Below are 14,813 nucleotides of genomic sequence, written 5' to 3' on the forward strand. Positions count from 1 at the left end.
CGGAATAGCAGGGGCGCGGTCGGGGCTGACCCGTTCATGGGTGAGATTCTGGTGACCGGCGCGACGGGCAACGTCGGCCGACAGGTTGTTGTCCAACTCCTCGCGGCACGCGTGGCGGTGCGCGCGTTGGTACGTGATCCCGAATCGGCCGGGCTGCCGGAGGGGGTCGAGGTCGTGGGCGGGGACCTGGCCCGGCCGGACACGTTGGAGGGGGCGTTGGCCGGGAGGGACACGGTGTTCTTGATCTGGCCGTTCCTTACGACCGAGGGTGCCCCTGCGGTACTGGAGGCGATCGGGCGGCATGCCCGCCGCGTCGTGTATCTCTCGTCGTCGGGGGTGAACGAAGACGGCGAGCGTCAGACCGACCCGATCAACCAGCTCCACGCGGACATGGAGCGGCTCATCGAGGGATCCGGCACGGAGTGGACCTTCCTGCGCTCGAACACCATTGCCTTCAACGCGCGTGGCTGGGCGGAGCAGATCCGCACCACGCGCGTCGTTCGCGGGCCCGACATCGCGGCCACGGCGGTGATCCACGAGCGGGACGTCGCGGCCGTGGCGGTGCGCGCGCTTACTGAAGGCGGGTACACGGGCGCGAAGCACGTCCTGACCGGCCCGCAGGTGCTCAGCAGGGCCGAGCAGGTGCACACGATCGGCGAAGCGATCGGCCGCCCGACCCGCTTCGAGGAGGTCCCGGTGGAGGTCGCACGGCGGCAGATGCTGGCCGACGGCAGGCCACCCGCCCTCGTCGACGCGCTGTTGGCCGGCGCTGGAACGCGACCCGAGTCGAGCTTGATCACGTCCGCGGTGGAAGAGATCACCGGAGCGCCGGCGCGGACGTTCCGATCATGGGCGGAAGAGCACGCGGACGGCTTCCGGTCGTGAGACGGGTGCCGGGCCGGATGCCAAGCGTGATCGATCTGCGCGAGACACCCTTGTCCGGAGGCCCTTCGCGGGGACCGGAGTCGCGCACCTGCACCTGCTGAACGTCACCGCTGTCAGTGCCGGATGGCAGGCTGCGCCCATGAGTTACGACCTTGCTGTCTGGGAAGGCGAGCGGCCCGCGGATGACGCCGCCGCGGGCCGGCGCTTCGACGAGCTGTACGAGAAGTACGTGGCCGGGGACGGGGCCGAGGTGCCACCGAACAAGCAGATCGCGGCCTTCGTGGACGCGCTGTTGGGGCGGTGGCCCGACCTCACCGAAGTCGAGGACGACACTTCGCCGTGGTCGACCGGGCCGCTCATCGATGAGGCGAGCGGGCCGCTGATCTACTTCCCGATCCGCTGGAGCATGGTGGAGGAGGCGGCCGTCCACATAGCGGGGGTGGCGTCTGCGATGGGGCTCAACTGCTACGACCCGCAGTCGCAGTGCCTCTGGCCGGAGGCTCCGTGATCCCGTTCCCTCCGCACAGAACCTAGCGCCGCCTCCCCGGCCCCGCATCGGTCGATCGGATGACACCGGAGTCCCCCACAGCTCTGCCCGTGCGATCCGTGCGAGGCCGCATGGTGGAAGGAGCGACGGTGGGGGGACGGGAAACGTCGCCGTGGTGCGTAGGACGCAAGGGAGCCGCCAATGAACGCCAACAACACCGCACTGCTCGACGCCGCCAAGCGGGGTGACGCCGGTGCTGTACGGGCCGCGCTCGGCGCGGGGGCCGACGTCGAGGCGCGCGATGCGGAGCTGCGTACGCCGCTGCTGCTCGCGGCGCTCGGGGACCACGTGGAAGCCGCCCGCGCGCTCGTCGCCGCGGGGGGCGATCCGAATGCGCAGGACGCACGGCACGACAGTGCTTGGCTGGTCACGGGGGTGACCGGGGGCGTCGCGATGATGCGGGTGCTGTTGCCCGCGGGGCCGGACGTGACGCTGCGCAACAGGTTCGGCGGGGTTTCCGTCATTCCCGCCAGCGAACGCGGGCACGTCGCGTACGTCCGTGCCGTCGTCAGCGAGACCGACATCGACGTGAACCACGTCAACGACCTCGGCTGGACCGCGCTCCTGGAGGCCGTCCTCCTCGGGGACGGCGGGGCGGCGCACCAGCAGGTGGTGCGGATCCTGCTCGCCGCGGGTGCGCGGCCCGACCTGGCGGACGCCGACGGGGTGACGCCGCTCCGGCACGCGCGCCGCCGCGGCTTCGCCGAGATCGTCGCGCTGCTGGAGGGCGCGCAGTGAGGGCCCGGAGTGTGGGCGCCCTGGGCGCCGCGCTGCTCGTCGCCGCACTCAGCGGGTGCGGTGCCTCCGGAAGTGGCGACGAGCCGCAGAAGGCGACCTCCACGCCCGACGCACCCGCCACCACACCCACCGCCGCGCCCCTGCCCGCCGGCACCGCCACACCCCCGGGCACCCTCCTCGTCGCCGACTTCGGCGGCGACACCGTCAGCTTCATCGACCCCGCCCGCGGGCCGTTCGCTTCCGTGAAGGTCGGGACCGCGCCGTACGGGCTCGCCGTCGGCGCCGACGGGCGCGCCTGGGTCGCCACCGCCGAGGGCGTCGCGATCGTGGACACCCGCACCCGGGCCAACCTGGGGCGCGTCCCGTACCGCACCGAGAGCGGGCCCGTCACGGACGGCGAGTACCGCGGCGGCGGGATGGGGATCGCGCTGGCGCCCGACGGGAAGCGGGCGTACGTGGGTGTCAACGTGCCGGACGGGAACGGCGCGTTGGAGGTCATCGACACCGCGACCCGGCAGGTCGTCGACACCGTGCCCGTCGGGCGTCGGCCCTTCGACGTGGACGTGTCGCGGGACGGCGCCGAGGTGTACGCGACGAACCACGACTCCTTCGACGTGACCGCGGTCGACGCCCGCACCCTGGACGCCCGCCGCCACGAGGTCGCGCCGTACGGCACCGAGGGCGGGCTCGGCTCCTGGCTGAAGCCGCACTACGCGGTCGTGCGGGAGGACGGGCGGCTGCTGCTGCCCTTCGAGGGCGAACGGCTCGCGGTGCTCGACCCGCGAACCGGACGGGTGGCGATTGAAGAGATGACCGCCAACACCCACCAGCACGGCGCCGCGCTCACGCCCGATGGCACGTTGCTGGTCGTCGGCACCGGGCCGATCGGCTCGGCCGACGAGGACCCGTCGCTGACGATCCGTACGAAGGACGGTCGGGAACGGGTCGTTCCGCTCACCGGTCCGCACGAGGACGTCGCCGTCTCGAAGGACGGGCGCACGGCGTACGTCACCGGCGGCTTCACCAGGTCCGGCTACTGGGACGGGATCACCGTCGTGGACATCGCGACCGGCGAGACGCGCCGACTGGCGGGCGGCGAACGACCGTTGGGCGCCGCGGTGCTCTAGCGCAGCAGCGCGGGGGCGCGCCGGGTCGGCGGCGTGCCGGGGGCGGCGGCGCGCCAGAGCCGGCGCCGGGCCCCGCACCAGCCCTCGGCCCTACCGCGCCGGTGCTCCGACGACGTGGTCGATCGCCGTGTCCACGCCGACCGTGACGTGGGTCGGGCGGAACGACTCCTCGCTCCAGGTGCGTCCGTTCGACACCCACACGCTGCCCAGTCCGAGCGCGTGCGCACCGGCGATGTCGGCGTGTGCCGAGTCCCCGACGACCCACGCGCCGTCGAGGGGGAGTCCGACGGTCGCCGCAGCCGCCCGGAAGATCTCGGGCGCCGGCTTCTTGTGGCCCACCGCCTCGGAGACCACCCACCCCTGGACCAGCCGGTCCAGGCCGGTGTTGCGGATCTTGGCTTCCTGCTGGGGCGTCTCGCCGTTGGTGACGATCACGCACGACCAACCGTCGGCGTGCGCCCGTGCCAGGGCCTCGCGGGTGGGGTCGAGCAGGGCGACGCGGTCGGCCGCGCCGTTGTCGAGCAGGGCTTCGACGGGGGCGGCCAGCGCAGCGCCGTACCGGCGGACCATCGCCGCGGCGACGTCCGCACGCGGGGCGTAGCCGTTGGCGTCGAGGTCCACGACCCACGCGAGGTCGGCCGGGGGCAGGTCGTGAGCGGCCAGGAACTCCGCGACCGCGTCGGCGACGGCGGCGTCGCGGTCGACCAGGGTGTTGTCCAGGTCCAGCATCAGCAGCGGCATGGACGTCAGTGGACCACACACCAGGGCCCGTCCGTAGGCCAGTTGATCCGGCGCTCGGGAGCCCTCTTGCGCCCGTTGGTGACGCACAGGGGGCCGCCCGTGCGTCCGGTGAACGGGTCCCGGACGCGACCCCGCGCCCTCAGCCCAACCGCCGGTACCGGCCCCGGAAGTACATCAGCGGGCCGCCCTCCGCGCTTGGCAGTTCGACGTCCAGCACCCGGCCGATCACCAACGTGTGATCGCCCGCCACCACCCGCTGCTCGGTGCGGCATTCGAGCGTCGCGAGCGCACCGCCGACCAGGGGGGCGCCCGAGACCGCGCCGCGGCGGTACGGGATGTCCTCGAAGAGCAGACGGTCGCTCAGGCGGCCCTTCATCGCGAAGCGCCCGGCGATGTGGCGCTGGCTCTCCGCGAGCACCGAGACCGCCCACAGCGGCTGCTCCGCCAGCAGGTCGTCCATGCGGGAGCCGTTGCGCAGGCTGACCATCACCAGCGGCGGGTCCAGGGAGACCGAGACGAACGCCGTGGCCGTCATGCCGGCGTCCTCGCCGTGCGGGCCGGCGTCCTCGTCGAACGCGGTCACCAGGACCACTCCCGCGGAGAGCCGGGACATGGCAGCGCGGAAATCGTCGTTGCTCACCCCCTCAGCATGGGGGATGGCGGAGGGGAGGGGACCGGAAGCGGAGGTCGTCTGCAGCACACCGGAACGCTAACCGGACGAATCCCGGCGCCGCATCGGGCCCCGGGCGCTGCCTTGGTCCTAGGTCCAGAGTCCCATGGACGGGAGTCCCGTTCGGGCGGCGGGTCCCGAAGCCCCAGGTGACGCGCAGGCCGCCCCGACCGCTCAGGTCGCCCCCACCGCCCGACCGCCCGGGGCGGCGCACACGGCCTCGCCGTGCCCCCGGACGCCCGGAACCCCGCCGGCCCCAGCGCGCCGGCGCACCACTTCGTACCGCCCCCGTACGGCCCCCGCACCGCTTCACCCGGCTCCGCACGCACGCCCGATTTGCTAAGAGAAATCCCTGGTGGAGGGCGTGTGGAAGATGCGAAGCGTGCGTGGAATGCCCATCTTTTCATGTGACTTGAGTCACAGAGGGCGCTATTTGTTGACCCTGTGTACCGAGTAGACAGCTCGCTGTGATTCAGTGGCCGGGAACCCGCGCACGGACCGAGCGCGAACACGACCGTGAGAAGACCGCACAAGAAGGCCGAAGAGATACCTGGAGTCTGCTGTCGAGGTCTCGGGGAGAGCGAGCATGGAGACCGAGTCGGAGCCCTACGTCCGTCTTGCGACCCTGCGACAGCTGCACAAGGTGGTCGCGGACCTCAACACCGCGCGTAGCCTCGCCGACACCCTTCAGGCCGTCGCCGACGGCATCGTGAAGGGCCTCGGCTACGAGCTGGCCTGCGTCAACCTCGTACGGGCCGACGGAGACCTCGTCGTCGCCGCCTTCGCCGGCAGCGCCGCCGCCGAAGCCCTGATCACCGGGCGCGTGGGCCCCCGGGCCTCCTGGGAGCGCCGGCTGTCCATGGGCGAGGCGTGGGGGGAGTTGCGGTTCATCCCGCACACCGAGGGCTGGGTCCTGATCGAGGACGACGTGCCGCAGTGGCACACCGACGGGCCCGAGCCCCGCTTCGAGGACGAGTGGCACCCCCGGGACCGGCTCTACGCCCCCATGTACGGCTCCGGCGGCGGCCGGGAGCTGCTCGGCGTCATCTCCGTCGACCGGCCGCGCAACGGCCGGCGACCGGGCCCGTGGGGTCAGGAGGCGCTCCAGATGTACGCCTCCCAGGCGGGCATCGCGATCAGCAACGCCCGGTTGCGAGCAAACATGCAAAGGGCGCTCGTCCGGTTGGAGCGCGAGCAGCAGGCGCTGCGCGCCAGCGAGGAGTCCTTCCGACAGGCGTTCGAGTACGCACCCAGCGGCATGGCCATCGCCGAGATGGGCGGCGACCAGCACGGCCGGCTGCTGCGGACCAACGACGCGCTCTGCCGGCTGCTGGGCCGCCCCGCCTCCGCGATGCGCCGCTACTCCTTCGCCGACCTGGTGCACCCCGAGGACGTGGGGACCCTGCTGCGGACCTCCGCCGAGGGCGGCCGGGCCGAGATCCGGCTGGGCCGGCGGGACGGCACGTACGTCTGGGTCTCGCTGCGCAACTCCGTCGTCGCCGACACCGCCGACGGGCCCCGCTTCCTGCTCACCCACGTCGAGGACATCGAGGACCGCAAGCGGCACGAACTGGCGCTGGCCCACCGCGCCTCGCACGACGCGCTCACCGGGCTGCCCAACAGCGCCGAGCTGCGCGCCCGGCTCAGCTCCCGGCTGTGCGAGCGCCCGCAGGCGGCGCGCGGCACGGCCGCGGCGGAGTCGTACGAGTCGTACGAGTACGACCCCGAGACGGAAGCGATCTTCTCCCCCGACGGGTACTCGTTCGGCCACCCCGGACACCCCTACGACCACCACGTGCACGTCGTCGCACCGGACGAAGAGGGCGGCGCGGGCGCGGCGGGCGAGAACGGGCCCAACGCCGCCCCCGGCGACGACGGCACCAAGGGCCTCGCGGTCCTCTTCTGCGACCTGGACGGCTTCAAGTCCATCAACGACCGCTTCGGCCACCAGACCGGAGACGCGGTGCTGGTCGAGGTCGCGCGCCGGCTCACGACGGGCGTGCGCGACGGGGACACCGTCGCCCGGCTCGGTGGTGACGAGTTCGTCGTCCTCGCCGACGGCCTGGGCGCCGCGGACGCCGCCGACCTCGCCGTCCGGCTGCGCAGCGCGATCGTGCTGCCGATCCGGGTCGGCGGCCGCGGAGTCCGCGTCGGCGCCAGCTTCGGCATCGGCTGGGCGAGCTGCGGAATGACCGTGGACGAGGTGCTGACCTCGGCCGACGAGCGGATGTACGTGGAGAAGCGGTCGCGTTCGAAGGTGCACCGGAGGGCGGGGTGAACCGACCGGCCGCGTCCGGGCGTCCCCGTGAGTGCCCCGGGGGACCCGTTCGGCCGTTACCCAGCGGTCGTACGCTCTTGTGGGTAAGAGCCGGTCGGGAGGCCATCCGACAGGCTCTCAACCGGTGCGGTGGCGTCCGGTGGGGCGCTCGGAGTCCCACCGATCACGTGCAACACCGGACCAATCGGTTACTCCGAACCGGGTAGGCTCGCCCGCGTCGGCGTGCCGCCGACGACAGGTGAGGAGTGACAGGGATGACGGCCGCGAACAACGGCGGTAACACGCCGAACAACGGCAGCACGCCCGAAGACGACGACCCGTTCGGCTACCTCTACGAGGACGGACAGGCCGCGGGCGCCACCCGGCCCGGTCAGGGCCGCGGCTACGGCTACCCGGGTCCGGCCACCCAGCCCGGCGTTCCCCGTACCTCGTACAACCACGTGCGGGCCGTCGGCGAGCGCCAGTACGGTGGCCACGCCCAGGGCGGCCAGGGGCACGGCTACGGCTACCCGCCGCCGCAGCAGGGCCAGTTCCCGCCGCAGCAGCAGTACGGGCAGCCCACCGCGCAGTACGCGGCCCCCGAGACGTACCCCGGCGGCGCCCCTGCCCGCCCGGGTGCGCCGCAGGGCGCCGGCGCGAACGGCGGTGGCCGCGGACCGAACACGAAGGCGCTGCTGATCGGCGCCATCGCGGTGGTCGCCGTCGTCGTCATCGGCATCGGCGTCGCGCTGCTCACCAAGGACGACGACAAGGCCGACAAGGCCGGCGGCGGCCAGCCCACCGCGAGCGCCGGCACCGGCGACTCGGTGAAGCCCAGCGACGAGCCGAAGGACGAGCCGAAGGACGACAAGCCGAAGCCGCTGCCCAAGCAGGACGCGGTGACGCTGAAGCTGGGCGGGGACGCCAAGGTCGGCAGCGAGATCAAGGGCGCGAAGGGCCCCGGCGGTTCGTACGTGACCTTCGGCGCCGTCGGCAGTTCGGCGAGCTGGTCGGTGGACGTGCCGGCGGCCGGCGAGTACACGATGTCCCTCACCTACAGCGTGCCGGGCAAGGACGCCAAGACGACGCTGACGCTCAACGACGACGCCCCCCGCGGCATCAACATGTCGAACTTCGCGAAGGCGGAGGAGGGCGACTGGGAGCGGTGGACGCGCACCTTCGTGTACGTCAACCTCAAGGAAGGCAAGAACGACCTGAAGATCTCCTGCGAGCAGAGCGACCAGTGCGAGGTCCTGCTCGACCAGGTGTGGTTGAAGGCCGGCAAGGAGCGCTGACCGCGCCCGAGCCGACGTGAGAGGGCCCCGCGCACCGCGCGGGGCCCTTCTTCGTCACCCGTCGGATCAAGCCGGCAGCAGCGCCAGGAACGCCGCCACCGTCGCCGCCATCGCCTCCCGCGCCGGCGCCAGGTACTTCCGCGGGTCCACCACGTCCGGACGGGCCGTCAACTGCTCGCGCACCGCCGCAGTGAAGGCCGTGTTGAGCGCCGTGCCGACGTTGATCTTCACCATGCCCGCGGCGATCGCCGCGCGGATCTCGTCGTCCGGCACGCCAGAGGAGCCGTGCAGCACCAGCGGCACCGGCACGGACGCGCGCAGCCGGCGGATCAGGGCGTGGTCGAGCGCGGCCGTGCGCTCGGTCATCGCGTGGGACGAGCCGACCGCGACGGCCAGCGCGTCCACCCCGGTGGCCGCCACGTACGCCGCGGCCTCGGCCGGGTCCGTGCGCACCCCGGGGGCGTGCGCGTCGAGCGGGGGTTCGCCGTCCTTGCCGCCGACCCGGCCCAACTCGGCCTCCACCCACAGCCCGTGCCGGTGGCCGAAGTCGACCAGCTCCGCGGTGCGGGCCACGTTCTGCTCGTACGGCAGCTTGGACGCGTCGACCATCACCGAGCCGAAGCCGGCCGCCGGCGCGGCCTCCACCAGGGCGGGGGAGACGACGTGGTCGAGGTGGAGGCCGAGCCGGGCGCCGGACGCGCGGGCGACGGCGGCGGTCGCGTCGGCGATGGGGGCGAGCCTGCGGTGGAAGGCGACCGCGTTCTGCGATATCTGGAGGATCGCGGGGCGGCCGGCGCGCTCGGCGCCCGCCGCGATGGCCTCCGCGTGTTCCAGCGTGATCACGTTGAACGCGGCGACGCCGCTCCCGGCCGCAACGGCCTCGTCGACGAGTTCCCGGGTGCTGACGAGGGGCATCCTCACCTACCGATTCGAAGGACTGGCCGGCCGGTCTCCGCTACGGGGCCCTAGCCGGCAGGTGGGCGTTCGACGACCGTGACGCGCGGCAGGAGTTGCTCGTACGCCGCGGCGTCGAACTCGCCGGCGGCCGGGGCGAGCACCGTCGCAGCCGACAGGGCGACCGCACGGGCCACCCGCTGCGGCCACGGCACGCCGTCGACCAGGCCCGCGAGCAGTGCGGCCACGGTGGAGTCGCCCGCGCCGGTCGGGTTGCCGCGCACCGGGGTCGGGGTCCTGGCGTGCCAGTTGCCCTCCGGGGTGGCGGCGAGCAGGCCCTCGGGGCCCAGCGACGCGGCGACGGCGTGCGCCCCGCGGCGCCGGGCGCTCAGCGCGGCGCGCAGCGGCTCGCGCGCGCCGGTGAGCTGTGCCAACTCGTCGACGTTCGGCTTGACGAGGTCGGGGCGGGCGGCGATGCCGCGGCGCAACGGTTCTCCACTGGTGTCCAGCAGTACGGGCACGTCAGCGGCGCGGGCCGCGCGCACCAACTCCGCGTACGCGCCGACGTGGATGCCGGGCGGCAGGCTGCCGCAGATCGCGACGGCGTCGGCGTCCCGCAGCAGCGCGCCGTACGCGTCGAGGAAGCGGGCCCACTCGTCGGCGGTGACGACCGGGCCGGGCTCGTTGAGCTGGGTGGTGTCGCCGGTGGCCGCGTCGACGACGGCGAGGGTGCGCCGGGTGGTGCCGGCGATGGGGACCAGGGCGTCGTGCGGGGCGAGCGGGGCCAGCAGCTCGCGCAGAACCGTTCCGGTCGGTCCGCCGACGAAGCCGGTGACGACGGTCTCGTGGCCGAGGGCGGCCAGCACCCGGGCGACGTTCACGCCCTTGCCGCCGGGGCGCTCGCGGACCTCGGTGACGCGGTGCACGGCGTGCGGGACGAGCGCGGGGACGCGGTAGCTGACGTCGAGCGCGGCGTTGAGCGTGACGGTGAGCATCACCACCGCGCCACCACCCCCTCGTCCGCGTGCTCGTCGGCCGCCAGCGTCTGGCTGCGTCTTCCTACGGCTTCCTGCGACTTCCTGCGTAAGAGGTCCGGCCGGCCGCTGGGTCGGCGGTCCGGACGGTTCTGATCATGCCAAACAGCGCGCGCCAGGCCCACCCCTCGGACGGGCCCGTGCGCTGTTCGGTGGGCAAATCGCCCTGTTTGGGTTCCGCGTCGCCGCGGTCTCCCGCTCGTACGTGCTGCCCGTAGGACGTACGAGCAGGACGTACGCGCACGTCCTGCTCGTACGTCCTGCTCGTGCGGGCGTCCTACTTGGGCTCGACGATCCAGGTGCCCTGGCGCATCACGCCCTTGAGCGCGAACTCCTCGTCCAGCACCACCAGGTCGGCGTCCTTGCCGGGCTCCAGCGAGCCCACCCGGTCGTACAGGCCGAGCAGCTTCGCCGGGTTCACCGAGATCGCCTGGACGATGTCCTCGACGGGGATGCGGTCCACGGTGGCGGCGCGCTGGAAGGCGGTGTCCAGCGTCAGCGTGGAGCCGGCGATCGCGCCGCCCTCGACGAGCCGCGCCACGCCGTCGGTGACGTCGACGGCGAGCGGGCCGAGCTGGTAGACGCCGTCGCCGAAGCCGGCCGCGTCCATGGCGTCGGTGATGAAGGCGACGCGGCGCGGACCGGCGCGGTGGAAGGCGAGTTCGAGCGCGGCCGGGTGCAGGTGCGTGCCGTCGTTGATCAGCTCGACGGTGACGCGCTCGTCCTCCAGCAGCGCCGGGATCGGGCCGGGCGCGCGGTGGCCGAGCGGCGGCATCGCGTTGAACAGGTGCGTGGCGACGGTCGCGCCGGCGTCGACGGCCTGCACGGTCTGCTCGTACGTGGCGTCCGTGTGGCCGATCGCGGCGATCACGCCGTGCTCGGCGAGCAGCCGCACCGACTCGATGCCGCCGGGCAGCTCGGTGGCGAGCGTCATCATCTTCGCGGTGCCGCGCGCCGCGTCGATCAGCTTGCGCACCTCGGTCGGGTCCGGGTGGCGCAGCAGCTCCTCGCTGTGCGCGCCCTTGCGGCAGGGCGAGATGAAGGGGCCCTCGAAGTGGATGCCGGCGATGTCGCCCTGCTGGACGATCTCGGCGAGTTCGCCGGCGCGACGGACCAGGAAATCGATGTCAGCGGTGACGAGGGAGGCGACGAGGGTGGTGGTGCCGTGCTCGCGGTGGGTCCGTACGCCGTGCAGCACCTCCGAAGCGGTGCCGCCGGTGAAGGAGGCGCCGCCGCCGCCGTGGTTGTGCAGGTCGACGAAGCCGGGGACGACCCAGTGGCCGGTCAGGTCGCGCACGGGGGTGCCCTCCGGCGCGGGCCCGGGGCCGACGGCGGCGATCGAGGTGCCCTCGACGATCACGGTCCCGTTCTCGACGGTGCCGCCGGGCAGGACCACGCGGGCCCCGGTGAGGGTCGTGCTGTCGGCGCGAGCGGCGCCCGCTGCGCTGGTTGCGAGTGCGGCGCGTGCGGCCATTACGCGGTTACCTCCGAGTCGGTGGCGATCAGATCCCAGGCGAGCAGTCCGGCGCCCAGGCACGCTGCGGTGTCTCCGAGGGCGGCCGGGACGATGGCGGGCAGCTTCTGGAACGTGACGCGCTCTTCGACCGCGGCCCGCAGCGGTGTGAACAACGTTTCCCCGGCCTCGGCGAGCCCGCCACCGATGATCAGGGTGCGCGGGTCCAGCAGGGTGAGCGCGGTGACGAGCCCGGCGGCGAGGGCGTCCACCGCGTCCTGCCAGACCGCGACCGCCCTGGGGTCGCCGGACTCGACGGCCTTGGCGCAGTCGGCGGCGTCCGCGTAGGGATCGCCGCTGGCCTCGGCCCAGGCACGTGTCACTGCGGAGGCGGACGCCAAGGTCTCCAGGCAGCCGCGTTGTCCGCAGCCGCAGTCGGGTCCGTCGGGGCGGACGACCACGTGGCCGATCTCGCCGGCGTACCCGTGCGCGCCGGCCTCTATGGTGCCGGCGATGCCGATGGCGCCCGCGATCCCGGTGCCGAGCGGGACGAAGAGGAAGCGGTCGTGGCCCTTGCCGGCGCCGATCCGGCCCTCGGCGAGTCCGCCCGTGCGCACGTCGTGGCCGAGGGCCACCGGGATGCCGCGCAGTCGGCGGCTGATCATGCTGCGCATGGGGACGTCGCGCCAGCCGAGGTTGGCCGAGTAGACCGCGATCCCGTTCTCGGAGTCGATGATCCCGGGGACGGCGACACCGGCGCCGAGGGCGCTCTGGCCGAAGCTCCGCACGCCGTAGTCCTGTAGTTCCTCGGCGAAGTCGAGGATGGACTGCACGACGGCGTCGGCTCCGCGCTCGCGCCCGGTGGCGCGTCTGTCCTCGTGCAGGAGCGTGCCGTCCACCCCGACGAGGGCGGCTTTCATGCCGGTGCCGCCCACATCGAGGGCGATGACGTGTCTCACGCAGACAGTCTGGCGGCTACCCGGCGACAGGTCTAGTCCACTATCCCTAATTGTTGCGCAGACATACAAATCGATAAGAGGGGGTGTGACCGTAAAAGTTCCGTTTGGATTCTCGGCTTCCCGCCCGGGCGCCCCGTCGTGCCGATCTCAGTGCGCGTGGGCCAGCCGGAGCAGTTCGGGTACGCCCTCGGCGTCCCGGTGGGGAGCGAACCCCGGCAGCAGTTCGCGCACCAGCGCCCCGCAGCGCGGCGCCCCGATCCGCTCGGCCAGCGCCAGCGACTCCTTCGCGGCCCGCGCCGCTTGCTCGACCTCGCCGGTGTGCAGCAGGCTGCGGGCCTCGGAGGTCAGGAAGACCGCCCGCGTCTTGCTCCGCGTCGCCGGCAGCAGCGTCGTCCCCTCGCGGATCAGCCGACGCGCCTCCCGCCCGCGCCCCAGGTCCATCAGGCACTGCCCGGAGTCCACCAGCAGATCCGCCGGCGACATCCAGGCGCACCAGGCCGGCGCCGGCTCCAGTGCGGCCGTGCCCAACTCCCGCTCCGCCGCCGCCAGCGCCCGATGGCACTCCCGGGACTCGTTCAGCGCGGCCCGCGCCCGGGCGAGCCGCAGGTGGAGCAGCGCCCGCGCGGTCGGGTGCCGGGCCCGCGGCACCGCGCTCTCCAAGATGTCCACCGCCGTGCCCGGATCCTTCAACCAGGTGGCCTGGTACGCCAGGTCGCTGAGCACCCCCGCCCCCAGGTCCCGGTCGCCCGACGCGTAGGCGCTGTGCAGGGCGCCGTGCCAGAAGCGGCTCGCGGCGGCGTGCCGGTCCTGGTCGAAGCGGTGCCACCCCACGGTCTGGGAGAGCCGGGCCGCCAGCGCGTGCAGCCGCCGCCCCGCCGCCCGCCCGTAACGACCGTGCTCGATCAGGTCGGTGACGGTGGTCAGATGGGCGTCCAGCAGCGCACGGGTGTGCTGCCGCTGCTCGGTGACCAGCTCGGTCAGGTGCACCCCGGTGGCCTCCAGCAGGCCGACGAGCTCCGCCCCGACGGTCTTGCCCTCCAAGGGCGTGGTCGCCACCGCCACCGGCTCCGACCCCGCCCACTGCTGGGCGAGACCGGTGAGGCCGGTGGTGCTGTACGTCAGGAACGCGCGTCGGTCCATGGCAGCTCGCAGGGCCTCTCGGAGTGCGGGCACGGGACTGTGCGGACCGAGCGGGAGCGGATCGTCCCGACCCGGCAGCCAGTGGGGCCAGTCGAAGGACTCGACGAGCCCCCGGTCGATCTCGAACACTTCGGCGAGCAGTGCCTGGGAGTCGGCGTCGGGAACGGCGCGGTAGTTCTCCCACTTCCAGATGCGCTGCCGCTCCACCCCGGACCGCAACCCGCGCCGCAGCGCCGCGCGCCGGACCTCCCGCGCGAGTTCCGGTTGACTCCAACCGCGCTCGGTCCGTGCATGGGTCAGTGGGTGGCGGATCGGGTCGTCCACGGCGTCGTCCCATCGTCCAGCGTCCCCGGCAGCGTAGGGGCGAATCCTCCGGGACTACAGCGGGACTACGGCCAACTCCCTGACAGCGGAGGGGCGCAGGGGGTGGACTGACGTCCACGACCGAGCGATGGGGGGAGCAGTACGTGCTGAACGGCGATGGCGCAGGCAGCGGCTTAGTACCGGGGCACATGCCCGGGGCGAGGGAGAGCGGAGGTGCCGGATGACCCCCGCCCGGGCGCTGCACGCGACGGACTTCTGGCGGGAGATGGAGAAGGTGACCGCGGGCGCGGCGATGCGCGTCGACCGCCCCAAGGGCAGCCGGCACCCCCGCTTCCCGGACTGGATCTACCCGCTGGACCACGGCTATCTGGAAGGCACCCACGGCGGCGACGTGGAGGGCGTCGACGTCTGGATTGGTACGGGCCGGGTCGAGGTGACCGCGCTGGTCGTGACCGTCGACCCGCACCGGAACCGGGCAGAGGTACAGCTCCTGCTGGGCTGCACCCCGGCGGAGATCGCCGCGGTGGAGGACTTCTACCACCGGTGTCCGCAGACCGCCCTGGTGATCCCGCACCCGACCAAGGGCCGGGCCAACGACGACTGGTAGGCGCACGGGCGACGGGCCTTGCGCCCGCGCCGCACGGGTCGGGGCCCACGATGGCCGGATCTCGTCGGTGGGCCCGTCGGAAACGCCGTGCGGCCGTGGAGTTTCCCGTCGGAGCCGCGGCCGGAATCGCCGGATCCGCGGC

Annotated in this window: 14 protein-coding genes; 7 read left to right on the forward strand and 7 right to left on the reverse strand. The window is 73.2% G+C overall.

What is annotated here, in order from left to right; translation table 11 throughout:
• Positions 1-36: 36 nt before the first annotated feature.
• The 4 genes from ACH4E8_RS06590 to ACH4E8_RS06605 all read left to right on the forward strand — a co-directional run bounded on the left by ACH4E8_RS06590 (position 37) and on the right by ACH4E8_RS06605 (position 3,297).
• Positions 37-885 (forward strand): NAD(P)H-binding protein, encoded by an 849-nt coding sequence (locus tag ACH4E8_RS06590; RefSeq protein ID WP_398445009.1) that lies wholly within the window; start codon positions 37-39, stop codon positions 883-885.
• A 139-nt stretch (positions 886-1,024) separates the two neighbouring features.
• A complete protein-coding gene (locus ACH4E8_RS06595; protein ID WP_398445011.1) occupies positions 1,025-1,393 on the forward strand; it encodes a hypothetical protein in 369 nt (122 codons plus the stop codon).
• 180 nt (positions 1,394-1,573) lie between these two features.
• Positions 1,574-2,170, forward strand: coding sequence for an ankyrin repeat domain-containing protein (locus ACH4E8_RS06600; protein WP_398445013.1), 597 nt, complete (start codon positions 1,574-1,576; stop codon positions 2,168-2,170).
• Positions 2,167-3,297: a hypothetical protein gene (locus ACH4E8_RS06605; protein WP_398445015.1), complete on the forward strand. Its 1,131-nt coding sequence runs from the start codon at positions 2,167-2,169 to the stop codon at positions 3,295-3,297. The genes ACH4E8_RS06600 and ACH4E8_RS06605 overlap by 4 nt, the downstream gene beginning before the upstream one ends.
• 90 nt (positions 3,298-3,387) lie before the next feature.
• Here ACH4E8_RS06605 and ACH4E8_RS06610 read toward each other — a convergent pair whose 3' ends face one another.
• Positions 3,388-4,038 (reverse strand): HAD family hydrolase, encoded by a 651-nt coding sequence (locus ACH4E8_RS06610; protein ID WP_398445016.1) that lies wholly within the window; start codon positions 4,036-4,038, stop codon positions 3,388-3,390.
• Positions 4,039-4,177: 139 nt separating this feature from the next.
• Positions 4,178-4,651, reverse strand: coding sequence for a flavin reductase family protein (locus tag ACH4E8_RS06615; RefSeq protein WP_398446051.1), 474 nt, complete (start codon positions 4,649-4,651; stop codon positions 4,178-4,180).
• A 643-nt stretch (positions 4,652-5,294) separates the two neighbouring features.
• On the opposite strand from ACH4E8_RS06615, the gene cdgB reads away from it, so the two are divergent.
• Positions 5,295-6,986: a diguanylate cyclase CdgB gene (gene cdgB / locus ACH4E8_RS06620; protein WP_398445019.1), complete on the forward strand. Its 1,692-nt coding sequence runs from the start codon at positions 5,295-5,297 to the stop codon at positions 6,984-6,986.
• Positions 6,987-7,240: 254 nt separating this feature from the next.
• A complete protein-coding gene (locus ACH4E8_RS06625; RefSeq protein ID WP_398445021.1) occupies positions 7,241-8,260 on the forward strand; it encodes a carbohydrate-binding protein in 1,020 nt (339 codons plus the stop codon).
• Positions 8,261-8,326: 66 nt separating this feature from the next.
• Here ACH4E8_RS06625 and ACH4E8_RS06630 read toward each other — a convergent pair whose 3' ends face one another.
• The 5 genes from ACH4E8_RS06630 to ACH4E8_RS06650 all read right to left on the reverse strand — a co-directional run bounded on the left by ACH4E8_RS06630 (position 8,327) and on the right by ACH4E8_RS06650 (position 14,064).
• Positions 8,327-9,175, reverse strand: coding sequence for a ketose-bisphosphate aldolase (locus ACH4E8_RS06630; protein WP_398446052.1), 849 nt, complete (start codon positions 9,173-9,175; stop codon positions 8,327-8,329).
• Positions 9,176-9,225: 50 nt separating this feature from the next.
• Positions 9,226-10,152 (reverse strand): 1-phosphofructokinase family hexose kinase, encoded by a 927-nt coding sequence (locus ACH4E8_RS06635; protein WP_398446054.1) that lies wholly within the window; start codon positions 10,150-10,152, stop codon positions 9,226-9,228.
• Between the two features lie 313 nt (positions 10,153-10,465).
• Complete coding sequence (gene nagA, locus ACH4E8_RS06640; protein ID WP_398445023.1) at positions 10,466-11,662, reverse strand: N-acetylglucosamine-6-phosphate deacetylase; 1,197 nt, start codon at positions 11,660-11,662, stop codon at positions 10,466-10,468.
• Positions 11,662-12,600 carry an ROK family protein gene (locus tag ACH4E8_RS06645; protein WP_398445025.1) on the reverse strand — a complete coding sequence of 313 codons (939 nt, stop codon included), beginning with the start codon at positions 12,598-12,600 and terminating at the stop codon, positions 11,662-11,664. The genes nagA and ACH4E8_RS06645 overlap by 1 nt, the downstream gene beginning before the upstream one ends.
• Before the next feature lie 147 nt (positions 12,601-12,747).
• Complete coding sequence (locus ACH4E8_RS06650) at positions 12,748-14,064, reverse strand: helix-turn-helix transcriptional regulator (RefSeq protein ID WP_398445027.1); 1,317 nt, start codon at positions 14,062-14,064, stop codon at positions 12,748-12,750.
• A gap of 220 nt (positions 14,065-14,284) precedes the next feature.
• Between ACH4E8_RS06650 and ACH4E8_RS06655 the strand changes: the two genes are divergently transcribed.
• Positions 14,285-14,671: a hypothetical protein gene (locus ACH4E8_RS06655; protein WP_398445029.1), complete on the forward strand. Its 387-nt coding sequence runs from the start codon at positions 14,285-14,287 to the stop codon at positions 14,669-14,671.
• Positions 14,672-14,813: the final 142 nt, after the last annotated feature.

The sequence above is a fragment of the Streptomyces sp. NPDC017979 genome (assembly GCF_044328175.1).
Lineage (GTDB): Bacteria > Actinomycetota > Actinomycetes > Streptomycetales > Streptomycetaceae > Streptomyces.

Excerpts from the sequence above, each read along its gene's own strand:
- ACH4E8_RS06590 (WP_398445009.1), top strand. The coding sequence starts at position 37 with ATGGGTGAGATTCTGGTGACCGGCGCGACGGGCAACGTCGGCCGACAG.
- ACH4E8_RS06595 (WP_398445011.1), top strand. The coding sequence starts at position 1,025 with ATGAGTTACGACCTTGCTGTCTGGGAAGGCGAGCGGCCCGCGGATGAC.
- ACH4E8_RS06600 (WP_398445013.1), top strand. The coding sequence starts at position 1,574 with ATGAACGCCAACAACACCGCACTGCTCGACGCCGCCAAGCGGGGTGAC.
- ACH4E8_RS06610 (WP_398445016.1), bottom strand. The coding sequence starts at position 4,038 with ATGCCGCTGCTGATGCTGGACCTGGACAACACCCTGGTCGACCGCGAC.
- ACH4E8_RS06615 (WP_398446051.1), bottom strand. The coding sequence starts at position 4,651 with ATGTCCCGGCTCTCCGCGGGAGTGGTCCTGGTGACCGCGTTCGACGAG.
- cdgB (WP_398445019.1), top strand. The coding sequence starts at position 5,295 with ATGGAGACCGAGTCGGAGCCCTACGTCCGTCTTGCGACCCTGCGACAG.
- ACH4E8_RS06625 (WP_398445021.1), top strand. The coding sequence starts at position 7,241 with ATGACGGCCGCGAACAACGGCGGTAACACGCCGAACAACGGCAGCACG.
- ACH4E8_RS06630 (WP_398446052.1), bottom strand. The coding sequence starts at position 9,175 with ATGCCCCTCGTCAGCACCCGGGAACTCGTCGACGAGGCCGTTGCGGCC.
- nagA (WP_398445023.1), bottom strand. The coding sequence starts at position 11,662 with ATGGCCGCACGCGCCGCACTCGCAACCAGCGCAGCGGGCGCCGCTCGC.
- ACH4E8_RS06655 (WP_398445029.1), top strand. The coding sequence starts at position 14,285 with ATGACCCCCGCCCGGGCGCTGCACGCGACGGACTTCTGGCGGGAGATG.